At 54.9% G+C, this 19,173-nt stretch carries 12 protein-coding genes; 6 read left to right on the top strand and 6 right to left on the bottom strand.

Going from position 1 to position 19,173, the window contains the following annotated elements:
- Positions 1-517 precede the first annotated feature (517 nt).
- From lpxP to SB13_RS07255, 3 genes are all read left to right on the top strand, one after another.
- A complete protein-coding gene (gene lpxP, locus SB13_RS07245; RefSeq protein WP_026739711.1) occupies positions 518-1,444 on the top strand; it encodes a kdo(2)-lipid IV(A) palmitoleoyltransferase in 927 nt (308 codons plus the stop codon).
- Positions 1,445-1,802: 358 nt separating this feature from the next.
- Positions 1,803-3,170, top strand: coding sequence for an NCS2 family permease (locus SB13_RS07250; RefSeq protein WP_026739712.1), 1,368 nt, complete (start codon positions 1,803-1,805; stop codon positions 3,168-3,170).
- A 247-nt stretch (positions 3,171-3,417) separates the two neighbouring features.
- On the top strand, positions 3,418-5,064 hold the full coding sequence (locus SB13_RS07255) for a Na+/H+ antiporter (RefSeq protein WP_026739713.1): 1,647 nt from the start codon (positions 3,418-3,420) through the stop codon (positions 5,062-5,064).
- Positions 5,065-5,112: 48 nt separating this feature from the next.
- Here SB13_RS07255 and acs read toward each other — a convergent pair whose 3' ends face one another.
- Complete coding sequence (gene acs / locus SB13_RS07260; protein WP_026739714.1) at positions 5,113-7,071, bottom strand: acetate--CoA ligase; 1,959 nt, start codon at positions 7,069-7,071, stop codon at positions 5,113-5,115.
- A 767-nt stretch (positions 7,072-7,838) separates the two neighbouring features.
- On the opposite strand from acs, the gene SB13_RS07265 reads away from it, so the two are divergent.
- Together SB13_RS07265 and SB13_RS07270 are read left to right on the top strand one after the other, a co-directional pair.
- Positions 7,839-8,231, top strand: a complete 393-nt coding sequence (locus SB13_RS07265) for a hypothetical protein (RefSeq protein ID WP_026739715.1) — start codon at positions 7,839-7,841, stop codon at positions 8,229-8,231.
- 744 nt (positions 8,232-8,975) lie between these two features.
- Positions 8,976-9,986 (top strand): AI-2E family transporter, encoded by a 1,011-nt coding sequence (locus SB13_RS07270; protein ID WP_026739716.1) that lies wholly within the window; start codon positions 8,976-8,978, stop codon positions 9,984-9,986.
- Positions 9,987-10,152: 166 nt separating this feature from the next.
- On the opposite strand, the gene SB13_RS07275 is transcribed toward SB13_RS07270, so the two are convergent.
- Both SB13_RS07275 and nifJ read right to left on the bottom strand, forming a co-directional pair.
- Positions 10,153-11,292 carry a L,D-transpeptidase family protein gene (locus SB13_RS07275; RefSeq protein WP_026739717.1) on the bottom strand — a complete coding sequence of 380 codons (1,140 nt, stop codon included), beginning with the start codon at positions 11,290-11,292 and terminating at the stop codon, positions 10,153-10,155.
- A gap of 294 nt (positions 11,293-11,586) precedes the next feature.
- Positions 11,587-15,123 carry a pyruvate:ferredoxin (flavodoxin) oxidoreductase gene (gene nifJ, locus SB13_RS07280; RefSeq protein WP_026739718.1) on the bottom strand — a complete coding sequence of 1,179 codons (3,537 nt, stop codon included), beginning with the start codon at positions 15,121-15,123 and terminating at the stop codon, positions 11,587-11,589.
- 293 nt (positions 15,124-15,416) lie between these two features.
- Here nifJ and SB13_RS07285 point away from each other — a divergent pair, with 293 nt between their 5' ends.
- Entirely contained in the window at positions 15,417-16,001 is a 585-nt protein-coding gene (locus tag SB13_RS07285) for a GNAT family N-acetyltransferase (protein WP_026739719.1), read from the top strand.
- Positions 16,002-16,127: 126 nt separating this feature from the next.
- On the opposite strand, the gene ddlA is transcribed toward SB13_RS07285, so the two are convergent.
- The 3 genes from ddlA to SB13_RS07300 form a co-directional block, all read right to left on the bottom strand.
- Positions 16,128-17,228: a D-alanine--D-alanine ligase gene (ddlA, locus tag SB13_RS07290; protein ID WP_026739720.1), complete on the bottom strand. Its 1,101-nt coding sequence runs from the start codon at positions 17,226-17,228 to the stop codon at positions 16,128-16,130.
- Between the two features lie 189 nt (positions 17,229-17,417).
- Positions 17,418-18,500, bottom strand: coding sequence for a lytic murein transglycosylase B (gene mltB / locus SB13_RS07295; protein WP_026739721.1), 1,083 nt, complete (start codon positions 18,498-18,500; stop codon positions 17,418-17,420).
- A 263-nt stretch (positions 18,501-18,763) separates the two neighbouring features.
- Positions 18,764-19,173 (bottom strand): integrase core domain-containing protein (locus SB13_RS07300; protein ID WP_026739722.1); only part of this gene is annotated, 410 nt, incomplete at its 5' end.

Raw genomic sequence — 19,173 nt, forward strand, 5'->3', positions numbered from 1 at the left:
AATAAAGAAAGTAGAACCCCGGGCGGTCTAGGTTGTCGAACCGGACAACAGCGCATGACGTTGGAAAGCAGCGGCTCATGTTGTCTAGACTCAACGTGTGATCTGAGTGGAAGTGAAAGGGAGATAACGCGATTTTGGCCTCAGGTGTTACGTAGGTTGCGGATTATTCTGATAGGAATGGGCGGCGCCATGTCAGTTCAGCATGTTACACTGCCCGCGGCAGTCGCAGGGCGTGTGCCATCTACGCGCGCATTCTCTTTCTAACAGTCGATATCCCTATCGTTTCAGGCTTTGTTATCGCGTTAAGTTGTGCGCCAGCGCGGACTATTTTCAGGTAATATAGTTTTACCATTAATTGTTGGCCTGCCTGGGGTCGATTGTTTCCTCTGCCATTACCATTCCGCTTTAGTCGGTTTTCCCGGCCTGCGTGGTAAGGAATTAACGGTTTTTTGTCATTTCTGGCATGGTTCGGCTGATAGCTGCTGTCATTCCAGCATGGCGTTACGAGATGATAGCAATGAGCACCACCAAAAAATTCACCAAAGATTTACTCCATCCCCGTTATTGGCTCGTCTGGTCTGGTCTGGCCCTCTTATATCTTCTGGTGCAGTTGCCGTATCCGCTGCTGATGTATACCGGACGCGGGCTGGGTAACGCGGCCCGTTTTTTCCTGAAACGCCGAGTCAGCATCGCCCGCCGCAACCTTGAACTGTGCTTTCCCACTATGTCGCCGCAAAAGCGTGAGGCGATCGTCAAAGAAAACTTCGCTTCACTGGGCATGGCGCTCATGGAAACCGGCATGGCCTGGTTTTGGTCCGATCGCCGCGTACGCGCCTGGTGCGAAGTCGTCGGGCTGGAGAATTTGCAGCAGGCAGGCAGCGAACAGCGGGGCGTTATGGTGATCGGCGTACATTTCATGTCGTTGGAGCTGGGCGGCAGGGCAATGGGATTATGCCGACCGATGATGGCGATGTACCGGCCTCACAACAATAAAGTGATGGAACTGGTGCAGACTTGGGGACGTTCCCGCTCCAATAAAGCCATGATCGATCGCAAAGATCTACGCGGCATGGTGCAGGCGCTGAAACGCGGCGAGGCGGTCTGGTTCGCGCCGGATCAAGACTACGGCCCGCGCGGCAGCGTATTCGCGCCGTTCTTCGCCGTCCCTCGGGCGGCGACCACCAGTGGAACGTTCACGATCAGCAAGCTGGCCAATCAGCCAGCGATGGTGACCACCATCTTGATCCGCAAACCGAAGTGCAAGGGCTATCAGCTGGTGATTCAACCCGAGTTAAAGGACTATCCACAAAACGACGAAACGCAGGCGGCGAGCTATATGAACCGCGTGATCGAGCAGGAGATCATGCGCGCGCCGGAACAGTATCTCTGGTTGCACCGGCGGTTCAAAACTCGACCGGTGGGAGAAGCGTCGCTTTACCTCTAAAGGCTTCCTCAATTTAAAGACGGGCAACCGCTCATGGCGGATTGCCCGTCTTTGATCATGAAGGAATGTCGGTGCAATAAATAAATAGTTTTTGAAATTGCCGCCCTAAAAACGGGATAATCGCAGGCTTACTTTACGGCAGCAAACGTTGTCCCGACGTTGTCGGGGCTTTAGGGGGCGTTTCTGTCGCGGGTGATGGCCCATGTTGTTTGTCTTAGGCAAGGGATAAACGGCGTGGCGTTAGCTGAATTTTGGCTCCGTTTCTGCTTCACCCCATCTCTGGCCGGTCACCTTGAGCGTGTCGTCCGGATTAGATGAACAGAGACTTAATAATAATGACTTAGCAAGGGATACCACCATGTCCAATTCTACTCGTCAGGCTGATGAGGCTGCCCGTCCTCGCGGCGCACTCGACGCTTTCTTCAAAATCGCTCAGCGAGGCAGCAGCGTACGTCAGGAAATACTGGCGGGTCTCACCACGTTTCTGGCGATGGTTTACTCGGTTATCGTTGTTCCCAGCATGTTGGGAAAAGCCGGCTTTCCGCCTGCGGCTGTATTTGTTTCGACCTGTCTGGTGGCGGGCTTCGGCTCTCTGCTGATGGGGCTGTGGGCCAATCTGCCGATGGCTATCGGCTGCGCAATCTCTCTGACCGCGTTCACGGCGTTCAGTCTGGTGCTGGGGCAGAACATCAGCGTGCCGGTTGCGCTGGGCGCCATTTTCATGATGGGCGTGCTGTTTACCATTATCTCCGCCACAGGGATCCGTTCCTGGATCCTGCGTAACCTGCCGCAAGGGGTAGCGCATGGCGCGGGTATCGGTATTGGTCTGTTCCTGTTGATCATCGCCGCTAACGGTATCGGTCTGGTGGTGAAAAACCCGGGCGCGGGCCTGCCGGTCGCAATGGGCGAGTTTACGGCATTTCCGGTCATGATGTCGCTGCTGGGGCTGGCGGCGACAATCGGTCTGGAAAAACGTCGTGTTCCCGGCGGCATTCTGATTGTGATTATCGCCATTTCCGCACTCGGCCTGATTTTTGATCCGAACGTGACCTACCACGGTTTGTTCGCATTGCCGAGCCTGAGCGATGCCTCCGGTCAGTCGTTGTTCTTCAATCTGGATATCAAAGGCGCGCTGCAGCCTATCGTCCTGCCGAGCGTGTTGGCGCTGGTCATGACGGCGGTATTCGATGCGACCGGGACAATCCGCGCGGTAGCGGGGCAGGCGAACCTGCTGGATAAAGACGGTCAGATTATCAGCGGCGGTCGTGCGCTGACGGCCGACTCTGTGAGCAGCATTTTCTCCAGCCTGATGGGGACCTCCCCTGCGGCGGTTTACATTGAATCCGCGGCCGGTACGGCGGCCGGAGGCCGCACGGGGCTGACGGCGACGGTGGTCGGCGTACTGTTCCTGTTGATGCTGTTCCTGTCTCCACTCTCTTATCTGGTGCCGAACTACGCCACCGCGCCTGCGCTGATGTATGTTGGCCTGCTGATGCTGAGCAACGTATCCAAGCTGGACTTCGACGATTTCGTCGACGCGATGGCCGGTCTGGTCTGCGCCGTCTTTATCGTGCTGACGTGCAACATCGTGACCGGCATCATGCTCGGTTTTGGTTCGCTGGTACTGGGTCGGGTTTTCTCCGGCGAATGGCGCAAGCTGAATGTGGGCACGGTCATCATCGCGGTTGCGCTGGTGGTGTTCTACGCCGGCGGCTGGGCACTGTGATAGCGTCGCACAGACTGTCGTAGCCAGAGGGGAACGTTATCGTTCCCCTTTTTTGTAAACTCATTTCCGTTTTTTCTTTTTCGTTGCCTTTTCATCGCATTCCTTCTGTTATTATTTTCATAGGTCGATGACGACATTGCTCGAACGACGCTTAAGGTTAATTCCCTACGCGGCCCCGCCAGAAACATGTCACGTCAATTCACCGGTGTTAGCGCGTTGATCGGTTACAGCAAGAACTAAGGAAAGCATGGAAATATTTTTCACCATCTTGATTATGACGCTGGTGGTTTCTTTGTCCGGCGTTATCACACGTATTCTGCCCTTCCAGATACCGTTGCCATTGATGCAGATTGGCCTGGGGGCGGTAATGGCCTGGCCTAAGTTCGGTTTACACGTCGACTTCAATCCTGAACTGTTCATGGTGTTGTTCATCCCGCCGCTGTTGTTCGCCGACGGCTGGAAGACGCCGACGAGAGAGTTCCTTCGCCATATGCGAGAGATCCTCGGGTTGGCTTTGCTGCTCGTGATTATCACCGTTGTCGGAATGGGATATCTCATTCATTGGATGGTGCCGGATATGCCGCTGGTGGCTGCATTCGCGCTGGCCGCGGTGTTGTCGCCGACGGATGCGGTGGCGTTGTCGGGCATCGTCGGCGAAGATCGCATTCCGAAAAAACTGATGGGGATCCTGCAGGGCGAAGCGTTGATGAACGATGCGTCCGGTCTGGTATCGCTGAAATTCGCCATCGCTATCGCCATGGGTACGATGGTCTTTACCGTGCATGGCGCCACGCTGGAATTTCTGCAGGTGGCTCTTGGCGGCCTGCTGGCGGGGATCGCCATTACCTGGGTCTACAGTAAATCGCTCGGGTTGATCAGCCGTTGGAGCGATGACGACGCCGCAACGCAAATCGTCCTGCTGCTCCTGCTGCCGTTCGCCGCTTATCTGATTGCGGAACACTTGGGCGTGTCGGGAATTTTGGCGGCAGTCGCGTCGGGGATGACGATCAGCCGCTCGGGCATGATGCGCAGCGCGCCGTTAAACATGCGCCTGCGGGCCAACAGCGTCTGGTCCATGTTGGAGTTTGTGTTTAACGGCATGGTGTTTCTGATGCTGGGTCTACAGTTGCCGAGCGTGCTGGAAGAGTCGATCGTTCAGGCGCAGAGAGACCCGACGATTGAGACCTGGATGCTGTTTACCGATATCGCCATCATCTACTGCGCGCTGCTGCTTCTGCGTTTCTGCTGGGTATGGCTGATGAAACATTACAGTATCCACATTCAGAACAAGCGCCCGATGGTGTTCGCGGAGTACTCCTCGCGCGAGCTGTGGATCGTCTCTTTTGCCGGGGTGCGTGGCGCCATCACGCTGGCGGGCGTGTTGTCCATCCCGCTGTTGCTGAGCGACGGCAGTGATTTCCCCTCCCGTTATCAATTGGTCTTTATCGCGACCGGCGTCATCCTGTTTTCATTGATGTGCGGGGTGATTGCGTTGCCGCTGTTGCTTAAAGGCATTGTAATGACGGACAAAAGCTCGCATAAAAAAGAGGAACGACTGGCCCGCACCGCCATGGCCAAAGTCGCCATCGATAGCCTGCTGAAAATGCAGGAGCGTTTGGCGGCCGATCGTGAGGATAATATCGATGAACAGGTGCTGAATGAGGTCTGCGCGCAGGTCATCGGGATGCTGCGTCGACGTGTGACCGGCAATGATGAGCTGGAAGCGAGTATTGCGATTGAGAACCTGGAACGCCGTTTCCGACTGGCCGCCGTCAACGCGGAACGCGCCGAACTTTATCACCTGCGTGCGACGCAACAGATCAGTAATGAAACGCTGCAAAAGATGCTGCGCGAGCTGGATCTGCTGGAAGCGGTGCTGATCGAAAAGGTCTAGATCAGGCTATGCCCCGTGGCTCCATACTGGTGCTGCGGGGCATTCTCATCAGAGCGGCGCATCTGGGGCCGGTTTTTCCTCTAGCAGCTGAGCGATGACGCCAGGATTGGCCAGCGTCGAGGTGTCTCCCAGATTATCACCCTCCCCAGCGGCAATTTTTCGCAGGATCCGACGCATGATCTTGCCGGAACGCGTCTTAGGCAGGGCCTCCGCCCAGTGTAAAATGTCGGGAGTGGCAATCGCGCCGATCTCTTTACGCACCCACGCACGCACCTCCTCATGCAGTTCCTCCGTCGGTTTTTCTCCGTGGTTCAGCATGATGTAGGCATAGATGGCCTGTCCTTTCACGCTGTGTCCCACCCCTACGACGGCGGCTTCGGCAATTTTGGGATGAGAAACCAACGCGGATTCGATCTCCGCCGTCCCCAGCCGATGACCGGACACATTCAACACATCATCCACGCGGCCGGTGATCCAGTAATAACCGTCTTCATCGCGACGTGCGCCGTCGCCGCTGAAGTAGCGTCCTTTGAAGGTTGAAAAGTAGGTGTCCTCAAAACGAGAGTGATCGCCGAAAAGGGTGCGAGCCTGCCCCGGCCAGGCGTCGGTGATGACCAGATTGCCTTCGCATTCTCCCTCCAACAGCTGGCCTTCGCCATCGACCAATGCGGGTTTGACGCCGAAGAAAGGCAGCGTGGCCGCGCCGGGTTTGAGATCGATGGCACCCGGCAACGGGGTGATCATGATGCCGCCAGTCTCCGTCTGCCACCAGGTATCAACGACCGGACAGCTGCCGTTGCCGATCTTATGGTAATACCATTCCCAGGCTTCAGGATTGATGGGTTCGCCCACGGATCCGATGAGCTTTAACGATCGACGCGTTGATCCCTGAATCGCCTTATCGCCATCCGCCATGAGCGCGCGAATGGCCGTGGGGGCGGTATACAGAATATTGACCTGGTGCCTGTCTATGATTTGTCCCAAACGGCTGGCGTCCGGCCAGTTGGGAATACCTTCGAACATCAGCGAGGTTGCGCCACAGGCCAGCGGTCCATACACCAGATAACTGTGACCGGTGATCCATCCGACGTCGGCGGTACACCAGTAAATATCGCCGGGATGGTAGTCAAACACGTATTGGAAGGTGAGGGCCGCGTAAACCAGATAGCCGCCGCTGGTGTGCAGCACGCCTTTGGGCGTGCCGGTTGAACCGGAAGTGTAAAGAATAAACAGTGGATCTTCGGCTTGCTGTTCTACCGGCGGACAACGATCGTCCGCCTGTTCCATCAATGAGTGCCACCAGCAATCGCGATCCGCTTCCCATACCACGTCATTGCCGGTGTGCCGAAACACGATCACGCGTTCTACCTGACTGAGTCGCGGGTTCTTCAACGCGTCGGTCACGTTTTGTTTGAGGGGGATCGTTTTACCGGCTCGCTGGCCTTCATCCGCCGTGATCACCATTCGGCTACCGGAGTCGAGCAGTCGGCCAGCGATGGACTCCGGTGAGAAGCCGCCGAAAATGACGGAGTGAATCGCCCCGATGCGGGCGCACGCCAGCATGGCGATTGCCGCTTCCGGCACCATCGGCATATAAAGAGTGATGACATCGCCTTTACCCATCCCTTGAGCTTTCAACACGTTGGCAAATCGGCAGACCGCCAGATGGAGTTCACGATAGGTCAGAGACCGGGTGCGTTGCCCATCATCACTCTCCCAGAGAATAGCGTTTTGGTCGGCGGCATGTGGCAGATGGCGATCCAGACAGTTGGCCGACACGTTTAGCGTGCCGTCTTCAAACCAGCGAATATCGATATTACCCGGAGAAAATGAGGTTTTTTTAACCGACTGGTAGGGTTTGATCCAATCGACTATCCTTCCTTGCTGACGCCAAAAAGTATCCGGATCGTCAATGGACTCCTGATAAAGCAGCCGGTAGCGCTCGGCGGTGATCAGCGCCTTATCCGCGATGGCGGCGGAGACCGGATAGGGTTTGTGCTGGCTCATCGTGCATCTCCTTTTCATGTGTGTTAACAATATGTCAACAAAAGGTTAAATGCATTTTGAGGAGCAAGTTTGTTTGGTTTTTGCGCGGACGATCACGGATTACTCAAGTAGGGGTAATGTTTCCAGATGGAAAAATAGATCGCTGACAATGGAAAATACGAAGTCTAAAAGGCGTTAAAAATAGTGACCAATATCACACTTAATTGAATACACAGATGATTTTTTACCTCCTGTAATTAAAAAGCTACATTGCCTAACAATCATTGATTTAAACTATTCTTAACAAGAATTTGATCGGTGTATGCGATCAAATGGCGTAAAGATCGCGCTTATTTGGCCGATTACATCTCAACGAATTGAGGTATAGTGCCGCAGTCTTGATTTATGAATGATTCGAGTTAACGTTATGTGACGCATATTTTATGCGTTGGATAGGGGCCTATAGATTAGGTTACGTCGATGATCACGACAGCTATATTCAATTCGCTTTAGTAAGAAACCTATGAGTATTCTTTTGAGGAATAGCTCACAAACTATTTGTTAATTCATTATAAATAAGCAAAAAGAATCAATGCGTGAATTGTAGCGGCAATTCTACATAATTCAGAGAGTTGATGCTATTTATGGCACGGTTTGTTTTTCCATCTGTCGGAAAGTTTTCCGACGGATTGAGGATTGCCATCATCGGGGGGGACCCTCTTTGTCTGGTCGAACTGATGCCTGGCTTTACCATTTTCTATACAGCTTGATATAGAGCAGAGGAAACAATGAGTCTGATATTTGGGCGAAATGACATCATCGGCATATTGAGTACACCGATTCATAATGACCGCCGGGCGGTTGCCATCATTGACGAAAAATGCAAGGTTCTCTGCGCCAATTCTGCATTTAACGCCCATTTTGGGCTGCGCCCGAACGCCAGAAAACCGGCATCTATTGATGAGATACTGCCTATCAATGTGAGGTTTGCTTTCCAGGACTTCATCGCCGACAAGCATATGCTGAGCACTCATGTCAGCTGCGACCTGCTTGCGGACGGTTTTATGAAAAAACCGATAAGCACACTGACTTTTTCCAAGTTAAATGTCGAAAGCCGAGTGTTGTCGCTGATCATCCTTAATCACGGCGGTGTGTTCCTGAAGCCGGGTCTGGCTTCCTGAATCTCTTGGTCTTTCTCGTGGGAACGACAGATATACGTCTTGTATCGCTGTCGTCCGCCCTTTGAGAATTTTATACCTAAGTTTTATGAATCTATTATTCATAATTAGAGAACTTAATAAGTCAGCGATGGGAATTGACGGCCCGGTTTCTACACTCGCTCATGCCGTATTTCATAAATAATATTGAATTATTACTTATGTCCTCATTTTTTGCTCGTTTACGTAGTGAATAATATTCGCTGAGCTCATCTCATCACGGTTTCTCTTTTATTCATTATGTTAGCGGCGTCATGCCCGGCCCTCTGAGTCAAACCAAATATCACGCCGAAATTCCTTCCCGTTATTAAAACTATTCGTTATTAGAACTATTACAACGATGGCACGCCTAACCGTCATTTGATATTTCAATGAACCGGGCGCTTTTGAATAACCAATAACCCTAATATTGCCATTGGTATTAATTATCATAATGGCTTAATTAGACACGTTATCCGTTCAGGGAATAAGACCATCACATCGATTCGGCTCAGGCGTCTGTCGCGTGGGTGATGTTGACCGTCTCAAGCGAAGGCGGATGCATGATCCGCGGTAAATTGCTGCTGGCGTTTCCGAGGTAAAACGCTAAGAATAATTGCAGAAAAAGCATTTCATTGTCAGAACATCACGCTTTCTGCGGGGTTCGCCATGTCAGGGAACAGGGGAAGGCGATGCTTTGACGCAGCATTACGGACACAGGATGCCATTATGCAGTTGTTGAATTTGAAACAGGCCCGATTGTTAAGTTTTGTCTTTGTCATGGGAGGATTGCTGCTGTTGATTCAGCTGCGTTTACTGGCTTGTTTTATCGCCGGTTTTCTGGTGTACGAAATCATCAATCTGCTGACGCCCCATTTTCAGAAGGTCATTAGCGGCAAACGTGCTCGCCTGGCCGTCGTCGCCGTGATTAGCGCTCTGGTCGTCAGTCTGCTGAGCGTCATGTTCGCCGCGTTGGCGGGGTTATTGATGCAGGAGATGAGGGACACCCGCATTTTCAATGCGCGTATCGCCTTCATACTGGGTGACGTGCAGTCCCAAATCATGACCTTTTTGCCGGGCTACCTGCCGGTGAGCGTCGAAGAGTTGCAGCAGGAGATCATCCAGTGGCTACAGCAGCATGTGGCGATTTTGCAGAACCTAGGCAAAAGCTTCCTGCACGGTTTCGTTACGATGCTCATCGGCATGATCTTAGGGGCGATCATTTCGCTATATAACGTCGATCATCGCGTGGACAAGCCGTTGCTCAAAATGGAGCTGCTGAATCGTATCGCTTTGCTGTCGGCCTCATTCCGCAACATTGTCTTCGCGCAGGTGAAAATCTCGCTGGTGAACACGATCCTGTCCGCCATTTTTATACTGGGCATTATGCCGGCTTTCGGGATCCGCCTGCCGTTTTCAAAAACGCTGGTCGTGCTGACGTTCGTTTTTGGCCTGCTGCCGGTGGTCGGGAATTTGATCTCCAACGCGATGGTTTTCATCTCGGCACTGTCCATCTCGCTGCCGACGGCGCTGATCGCACTCCTCTATCTGATGTTGATCCACAAGCTGGAATATTTCCTTAATGCGCAGATCGTCGGGACAAGAATCAAAGCCCACGCCTGGGAGATTTTGTTGGCGATGCTGGTGTTTGAGGCTGCTTTTGGTTTATCCGGCGTGATCGCCGCGCCCATTTATTACGCCTATCTGAAAAGCGAGCTGAAGCAGGCTGCGCTGATCTAACTGTCGTCAGCGTTTGCCGTTCTTTGTCAGGGCCGATCTTTATGCTCGTCCCATCACAGACTGTTGTCTATCGCGCAAGTCGGGTCAGATTGGCGTACACGGAAAGCGTGAGAGGGGCGGGATGGAAATCGAAACAAGGGCGGCGAGCGCCGCCCTGTCGAAGAGCTTAAGACTGGCTTGGTGTCTCTGATGGTGCTGTCGCGGTGTCGGTTTCTTCCGGCGCTGCTGTGGCATCGGGCGTCGTCGTTTCCGGCTGTGCGGTATCAGACTGCGGCTGAGTTTCCGGTTGAGTGGTCTCCGGCGCAGCAGGCGTGTTCGCTTCCGGTGCGGGCTGCTGTACGGTCTGCGGCTCGACCGGCGCGGTATTCTGCGGCGCAGGGTCATTGGCCGGACCGTTAACCTTAAGCGGAATGCCGAGACGATCGTGAATCACCTGATTAACCGTACTTTCATTTACGCTGGCATCGGTCAGAATCTTGGTCACGGCAGGCGTCAGCGTCAGCGGCACCGGCGTGTCGGCGTTAAATTCTTCCACGGTGCGCGACAGCGGGTGGTGCACCTCGAGATAGCGGGATCCGTCAGGCTCCGTCGTGGCTTTTACCGGTTCATTGATGAACTGCACGCGCGTGCCGACCGGCACATGATCGAACAGGTATTTGATGTCGTCGGCGCGCAGACGCACGCAGCCGTGGCTGACACGCAGGCCTATGCCGAAGTTGGCATTGGTGCCGTGAATGGCATACAGGCGTCCGACATACAGCGCATACAGGCCCATTGGGTTGTCCGGACCGGCCGGGTAGACCGCAGGCAGCGTCTCGCCGCGTGCGGCGTATTCGGCATGCATCGCGGCGGTCGGCGTCCATGTTGGGCCATCTTTCTTCCGCTGTACCGAGGTGACCCAGTTAATCGGGGTATCTTTGCCTAATTCGCCGATGCCGATCGGCAGCACCACGACGGTATTTGTGCCTTTCGGGTAGTAATACAGACGCATTTCAGCGCTGTTGATCACAATGCCCTGACGCGGCGTATCCGGAAGGATCAGCTGCTGCGGGATGACGATATCGCTGCCGGGTTTAGGCAGGTAAACATCAATCCCCGGATTTGCTTCCATCATATTGCTCAGCCCCATCTGGAACTGGGCGGCAAAATGCTCTAGAGGCTGGGTGCTGTCGCTGGGGATAGTAAAGTGAATGTTTTCACCCACCAACCGACTTTTACCGGCAGGCAGAGGATAGACTACGGCCAGGGCTGCCTGGCTAAAGCTGGCAGCAGCCAAAACGAACGTCAGAATCGCACGAATACTCATGTTGGTATCTTAATTGAGTGTGAAGCCATACCGGCGGAAAATGGTTATTGGGGTCATTATTGACCTGTGCGCATTATATGGGCAGATCGACTTAATTGGGAAACAACATGTGTAACTAATCACACTTTTTGAAGCCCATCCGCGCGGTTTCTCATTTTTGGCATGGAAAAGTGCCGGAGACGTCTTCCTGACGGGGATACCGCTACGTTGGCCGCTGCTCATATCAGTCTGCGTCACCATAAAAAACGCCCTGCGCCGGAGTGACGGCGCAGGGCGTGGGCGTTGCCGCGGCGGCTATGACTCCTGAGTGTTCTTCTCGGCCTTGCCGGCCATCAGATTCAGGAAGTCATAGCGACGGCGCAGATCCAGCTCGGCTTCTTCATACAGCACGGCCGTTTCCTCCGGCATCTGCGTATTCAGGCGTCGGAACCGTTGCTCTTTAAGCAGCGTTTCGCTCAGGCTGGCGGACGGCGGACGAGAGTCCGTCATCAGCGCCGGTTTGCCTTCCGCGCTGCGGCGTGGGTCGAAGCGGTACAGCGGCCAGAAGCCGGTCGCCGTCAACTGACGCATCTGATCGTGACTGAACGCCAGGTCGTAGCCGTGCTCTTCACATGGGCTGTAGGCGATAATCAGTGATGGACCCGGCCAGGCTTCCGCTTCCTGAATCGCTTTCATCGTCTGGTTGAGCTGAGCGCCCAGCGAGATCTGCGCGACGTAAACGTGACCGTACATCATGACGTTGATGCCGAGATCTTTCCGCGCCTTGCGTTTGCCGTTCTCGCCAAACTTGGTCACTGCGCCCAGCGGCGTCGCTTTGGACTGCTGACCGCCGGTGTTGGAGTAGCACTGCGTATCCAGCACCAGAACGTTAACGTTTTCCGACAAGCTCATCACGTGGTCCAGACCGCCGTAGCCGATATCATAAGCCCAGCCATCGCCCCCAATCAGCCAGATAGATTTATCGACCAGATGATCGGCTTCTTCCGACAACTGACGCGCTTCATGGCTCGTCAGTGAAGCCAGCTGTTCGCGCAGTTGCTCGATCTGCTGACGACGATCGTCGGTTTTGATATTTTCTTCCAGCAGAGAGGCCACCAGTTCCGTCGGCAACTGAGGCGCTAGCTGGTTCAGCAGGCGCTGGGCGCGCTGACGATGATGATCCACGCTCAGGCGGAAGCCCAGACCAAACTCGGCGTTATCTTCGAACAACGAGTTGGCCCATGCCGGGCCGCGGCCGTTGGCATCGGTAGTCCACGGCGTCGTCGGCAGGTTGCCGCCGTAAATCGACGAACACCCGGTGGCGTTGGCGATCAGCAAACGGTCGCCGTACAGCTGGGTCAGTATCTTGATATAGGGCGTTTCGCCGCAGCCGGAGCAGGCGCCGGAGTATTCAAACAGCGGGGTAATCAGCTGAGACGTACGAATATCGATACGTTCCAGCTTGTTGCGGTCGATTTCCGGCAGATTCAGGAAGAAGTCGTAATGTGTCTTCTCTTCCTCGACGTGCTCCAGACGCGGCTTCATGTTGATTGCCTTGATCTCTGGATTCTGACGATCTTTCGCCGGGCACACTTCCACACACAGGTTACAGCCGGTGCAGTCCTCAGGCGCGACCTGCAATACGTATTTCTGGCCGCGCATGTCGCGGGCCTTCACGTCCAGCGACTGCAGCGACGCTGGCGCGGCATCCATTTCTTCCGCCGGTACGACTTTGGCACGGATGGCGGCGTGCGGGCAGGCGGCGACGCAATGGTTGCACTGGGTGCACAGGTCGGGTTTCCACAGCGGGATTTCTTCCGCGATGTTGCGCTTTTCCCAACGAGTGGTGCCCGTCGGCCAGGTGCCGTCCGGCGGCAGCGCGGAGACGGGCAGGGTATCGCCCAATCCGGCCAGCATGGCGGCGGTCACGGTCTTGACGAAGTCGGGCGCGGCGTCGGAGACGACCGGCGGGCGCTGCGGGCTGCCTGGGTTGACCGGTTCCAGTGGAACGGCGGCCAGCGCTTCCAGCGTGGCGTCCAGCGCGCGCCAGTTACGTTCCACCAGCTCCACACCCTTGCTGCCGTAGCTACTGTTGATGGCGGCGCGCAGTTTCTCCCGCGCATCTTCACCCGGCAAAATTTGCGACAGGTGGAAGAAGGCCATCTGCATGACGGTATTAATACGCGCACCCAGCTGGCAGTCACGCGCGATCTTGGCGGCGTTGATGCAGTAGACCCGCGCCTGACGTTGGTTTAACCCCGCCTGAACCTCCTGCGGCAGTCGATGCCACAGGTCTTCGCTGCTGTACGGCGTGTTAATCAGGAAGACCCCGCCCGGTTTCAGGCGTTCGACCATGCTGTATTTATCAATGAACTGCCACTGGTGACAGGCCACGAAGTCGGCCTGCTCGATCAGATACGCCGAGTTGATGGGCGTCGGGCCGACGCGCATGTGCGATACGGTCAGGCTGCCGGCTTTCTTCGAGTCATACACGAAGTAGCCTTGCACGAACATCGGCGTGGAATTACCGACGATTTTGATGGAGTTTTTGGTGGCGGAGACGGTGCCGTCGCTGCCCAAACCGTAGAACAGCGCTTCGTGCGACGCCTGCGTCGGCATCGGCAGGTCGGACAGCGGCAGAGACAAATGGGTTACATCGTCATAGATACCTACCGTGAAGCGTGGTCGCGGGTTGGCGAGCGCTAACTCTTTAAATACGGCCTCGACGCACTGCGGCGTAAATTCTTTGGATGACAGGCCGTAACGGCCGCCGATCACGCGGGGCATGAGTGGGCGCTCACCTCGTGAGAAAGCCTCGGCCACGGCGGTCATGACATCCAGATACAGCGGCTCCGCCAACGCGCCCGGCTCTTTGGTGCGGTCCAGTACAGCAATGTTCTGCGCGGTCTGCGGGATGACATCCAGCAGATGCTGGGCGGAGAACGGGCGGTACAAACGCACTTTCACCACACCGACTTTTTCGCCACGGGTCAGCAGCGTATCAATGACTTCTTCGCTGGTGCCGACGCCGGACCCCATCAGGATAATGATGCGGGTCGCTTCCGGATGTCCATAGTACTCAAAAGGGTGGTACTGACGACCGGTCGCGGCGGCGAAGTCGTTCATGGCCTGTTCAACATGCTGATAGGCATCGTTGTACCAGGTATTGGTGGCTTCGCGCGCCTGGAAGAAGGTATCCGGGTTGGACGCGGTCCCGCGAATGACGGGACGTTCTGGTGTGAGCGCTCGCTCACGATGCTCATCAATCGACTTCTGCGGCAGCAACTGCAGAATGTGTTCATCGCTGAGCGGCTCGATCTTATTGATTTCGTGCGAAGTGCGGAAACCATCAAAGAAATGAATAAAAGGCAAGCGGCTGTTCAGACTGGCCATCTGAGAGATCAGCGCGAAGTCCTGCGCTTCTTGAACGTTGCTGGCGCACAGCATGGCGCAGCCGGTTTGACGTACGGCCATCACATCCGAATGGTCGCAGAAAATGGACAACGCGTGAGTGGCTACGGTACGGGCGGCCACGTGCAGGACGAAGGGCGTCAGTTGCCCAGCCAGTTTGTACAGCGTCGGGATCATCAACAACAGTCCCTGCGACGATGTAAACGAGGTCGCCAGGGCCCCGGTTTGCAGCGCGCCGTGCACGGTCGCGATGGCGCCGGCTTCCGACTGCATTTCCATCACGCGCGGCGTGTCTCCCCACAGGTTGCGGCGGCCTTCGCTGGACCAGGCTGCGGCCTGCTCCGCCATGGTCGAACTGGGCGTAATGGGGTAAATGGCGATAACTTCATTAGCTCGCCAGGCCACGGATGCGACTGCGTTATTACCGTCGGTGGTGATCATGACTTAACCTTCAATTGCTGAGCGAATTACCTTATGGGGCGGGTTTTATCACCGCTGGGACTGATCGTTATACAGCCGTTTGTGCGCGGAGTTGTCTTAAATATCTGTTCACTTCAAGCTGCAGCCAATATGTGGCAATTTTGTTACAGCAAGACGAATCGTTTTTCGATCATAACAGGTCCGGCAAAAACGTTCATCCTTGCGACGAATATGGGAACTGTTTTTTCCTGCGCCGCCACTGAATCCTCATCACCCCGTTCATTTCTGCGGGGACCGCGCGTAAGGTGGGCGTTATGACGAAAGAAAAGCGGCAACAGCCGATCATTGACACACCGCGTCTGGCGCTGCGACCGCTGCGGGATTCCGACGCTGAAGCGTTGTTCGCACTGCTGGAAAGCGACCCGCGCATTGCCGCTATGGCCGTGCATATTCCTTATCCCTGTCCGCAGTCCCGGATCTCATCGTGGATTGCTTCTCTACAGGATAACTGGCTAAGCGGAAAAAGCGTGACGTTCGCCCTGTGTCTGCGACAGGGAGGCGGGATCGTGGGCGCGATTTCGCTGTCGGCGCTGGATAGCCATTACCCGGAGGTTGGATACTGGTTGGGGACGGAGCATTGGGGGCGCGGCTATGGCACGGAAGCCTGTCTGGCGATATGTCAGTTCGCGTTTCAGCAACTCGGTTTGGACCGGCTGTATGGTTGCCACAAAGACGGCAATATCGCGTCAGGCAAAGTGCTGCTGAAAAGCGGATTTCAGCTACTGGGCAGTCAGAATCTGTATATCGCTGAGCTGCAGCGACATGAATGGGTCGCTTTTTATCTGAGAGTCGCCGCTAGGGAGACTGTGCTGGCGCAAGATGATGCGCTGGCGGGATAACTGACGCTTGATGCGTCGTGAATATCGAGGACAGGCGAAAGAAGGCGCGTTCGAGATAAATCTGGATATAGAAAGGAAGGCGAACCGGGCAAGACGTTCAGTCGCCTTGCCCGATGACAATGAGCGTCAGTCGCGTACTGAGCTTTGCAGAGCGTTGTCCTGCTTGTAGCGCTCCAGCGCCAGCTCAATCAACTGAGTAATCAATGCGGTATAGCCAATACCGCTCGCCTGCCAAAGCTTCGGATACATACTGATATTGGTGAAACCGGGCAGCGTGTTGACTTCGTTGATGACGATCTCGTCGTCCTTAGTCAGGAAGACATCGACCCGCGCCATCCCCTGACACTCCAGCGTCTGGAAAGCGCGCAACGCAACAGCGCGAATACGCTCATCGGTCACTTCCGGTAAGGGAGCCGGGATTGCGACGCCTGCGCCGTCTTCATCAATGTATTTGGTATCGTAAGAGTAGAACTCGTCGTGCAGTACGATTTCGCCGCATACGCTGGCCTGTGGAAAATCGTTGCCCAGTACGGCGCATTCGATTTCACGGCCGACAATCGCGGACTCTACCAGCACCTTGTGGTCATAGCTGAATGCCAGTTCGACCGCGCGTCGGAATGACGCTTCGTCTTTAACTTTGCTGACGCCGACGGAAGATCCCTGATTGGCCGGTTTGATAAACAAGGGCAGGCCGAGTTTGGCGGTGATCGTTGTGAAATCGAACCGACGACGGTTGGCGCGGGTGAGCGTCACAAACGGTGCGACCAGCAGCCCGGCGTCTCGTAACAGTCGCTTGGTGACATCTTTATCCATGCTGACCGCTGAGCCCAGTACGCTGCTGCCGACGAACGGTATATTAGCCATCCGCAGCAGTCCCTGCAGAGAACCATCTTCGCCCAACGTGCCGTGAACGATCGGGAAGATCACGTCGATCTGGGACAGGGCGTCTGCACTTTTCGTATCGATTAACTGGCGGTCGGCCCGGCCGGGGATCAGCGCAACATGCTGGCTTGAACGGTTAAGGGCTATCTTCGCCGGGTTTTCTGCATTCAGCAGATAATTGGAGGCATCATTAATGTGCCATTCGCCCTGCTTGTCGATACCCAGCAGAACGACGTCGAATCTATCCTTATCAATGGCTTCCACGATGTTTTTGGCGGACTGCAGCGAAACTTCGTGTTCTGCCGATTTACCACCGAACACGACGCCAACTCGAATCTTAGTCATATCACTCTTTCCGTTATGCGAGGTCTTTGCCCCAGCCTTAATCGATAGTTCTCACTAAAACAGCCAACGACACCGGGCGCAAGGGAATCATTCCGGGAAATTCGTTTTTACGTTGCAAGCGAAGAAACTATCGCCTAAGCGCCTAACTCCCCGCCAGTCCATCCCCCTCTCACGCGGGTAAACATGCCGTCACTGCTGACTTCTCCGGGCGATTTTCACCTCTTCGCCCAACTGCCAGACCACCATGGCGTAATGCGTGCTGTGGTTATAGCGGGTGATGGTGTAGAAGTTGGGTTGGCCGTACCAATACTGATAGCGATTCCCCATATCCAGACGCAATAGGCTGACGTCCTGGTTACCGATCAGCGGTTCGAGCGGCGACAAGCCGGCGGCCGACAGGGTTCTCATCGAGTAGCGGGTATTGAAGCCGGTGTCCAGACTCAACGCCTGACCATTAGCGGCGACGGCCACCTGCCCGTTGCGTACCCAGCCGTGAGCTTTAAAGTAGTTGGCGACGCTGCCGATGGCGTCGATGGGGTCCCAAAGATTGGGGATGCCATCGCCATTAAAATCTACCGCATAGCGCTTAAAGGCGGAGGGCATGAATTGCCCATATCCCATAGCGCCGGCGTAAGAACCCCGCAGCGTCAGCGGATCAAAACCATCTTCTCGCGCCATTAATAGAAATTGCTCCAGCTCGCCTTTGAAATAGGCGGCGCGGCGCGGATAGGCGAACGAGAGTGTCGCCAGCGCATCCAAAATACGGGTTTTACCCATGATGCGGCCCCAACGGGTTTCGACGCCGATAATCCCCACGATGATTTCCGGCGGCACGCCATAGGTCTGCCATGCTCGATTCAGGGCATCTTCGTATTGGTTCCAGAACATCACGCCATTTTGCACGTTGTCCGGCGTAATGAATTTCTTGCGATAATGCAGCCAGGCGCCGTTGGGGATATTGGAAGGCAGCGCGGTTGACGGGGNGGGCGCCTGTCGATCCATCAGCCGGATCACACCGTCCAGCCGTTGCGCCTGTCCAAGCACGCGGTGCAGGTTTTCGCGCTCGAATCCGTACTCTTTAACCATATGATCCACGAAGCGATCGACGTCTGGATTATTTGCGAAGTCTCCGCTCAGAAAGCCCGCTGACGAAGAGCGAAAAAAACCGCCAGACGGCTTCAGCGTAGTGTCTGAAGGGAGGGAAGAGGCTGGCTTGCTGCTACACGCTTGCAGCAGCACGATAAGGGGCAATAAAGCAACCAGACGACGCATCGGAAATCCATAAAATTTGGGTAAATTGGATGTTGGAATGTTAGCTCATCACGTTGAAAAACGGTTAGTGAAATGCGAATAGTTCGATTAATTATTCACTCGGTGGTTCGCTTCATTATTGCCACAGTCCAAACTTGACGAGCGCTGTGCTTGTCGGCTTTGAAAAGAGGAATGGGATAATGGTGGATGACCTGCAGATTGGTTGGATGTTGATGCGGTAATCTTGAGAAATGACCTTGGCCCAAAATCAATGCAGGCATAAACTAGAGATCTTTGTCTTTCTGAAGACTTCGAATGAATTCAGCCGGAGTCATGTCATTTAATGACGAATGCGTTCTCTCATGATTATATTCCCTGCGCCAGTTGTCGAGTTTGTCCTGTGCATCGTCCAGTGACAGAAACCAGTGAATGTTCAGGCATTCGTCCCGCAGACTACCGTTAAATGATTCGATAAACGGGTTATCTGTCGGTTTTCCGGGGCGGGAGAAGTCTAGGGTAACACCCTGATCGTACGCCCATTTATCCAGGTTTTTCGAAATAAACTCGCTGCCGTTATCCGTCTGAATACGTACCGGTAGGCGCTTATCCAGCACCCGCAGCGCCTCCATTACGCCGACCACATCTTCACCTTTCAGTGATTTCCCAGCATAGATCGCCAGGCACTCCCGACTAA

This window comes from Lonsdalea quercina subsp. quercina, assembly GCF_000688695.1.
GTDB classification, from domain to species: Bacteria; Pseudomonadota; Gammaproteobacteria; order Enterobacterales; family Enterobacteriaceae; genus Lonsdalea; species Lonsdalea quercina_D.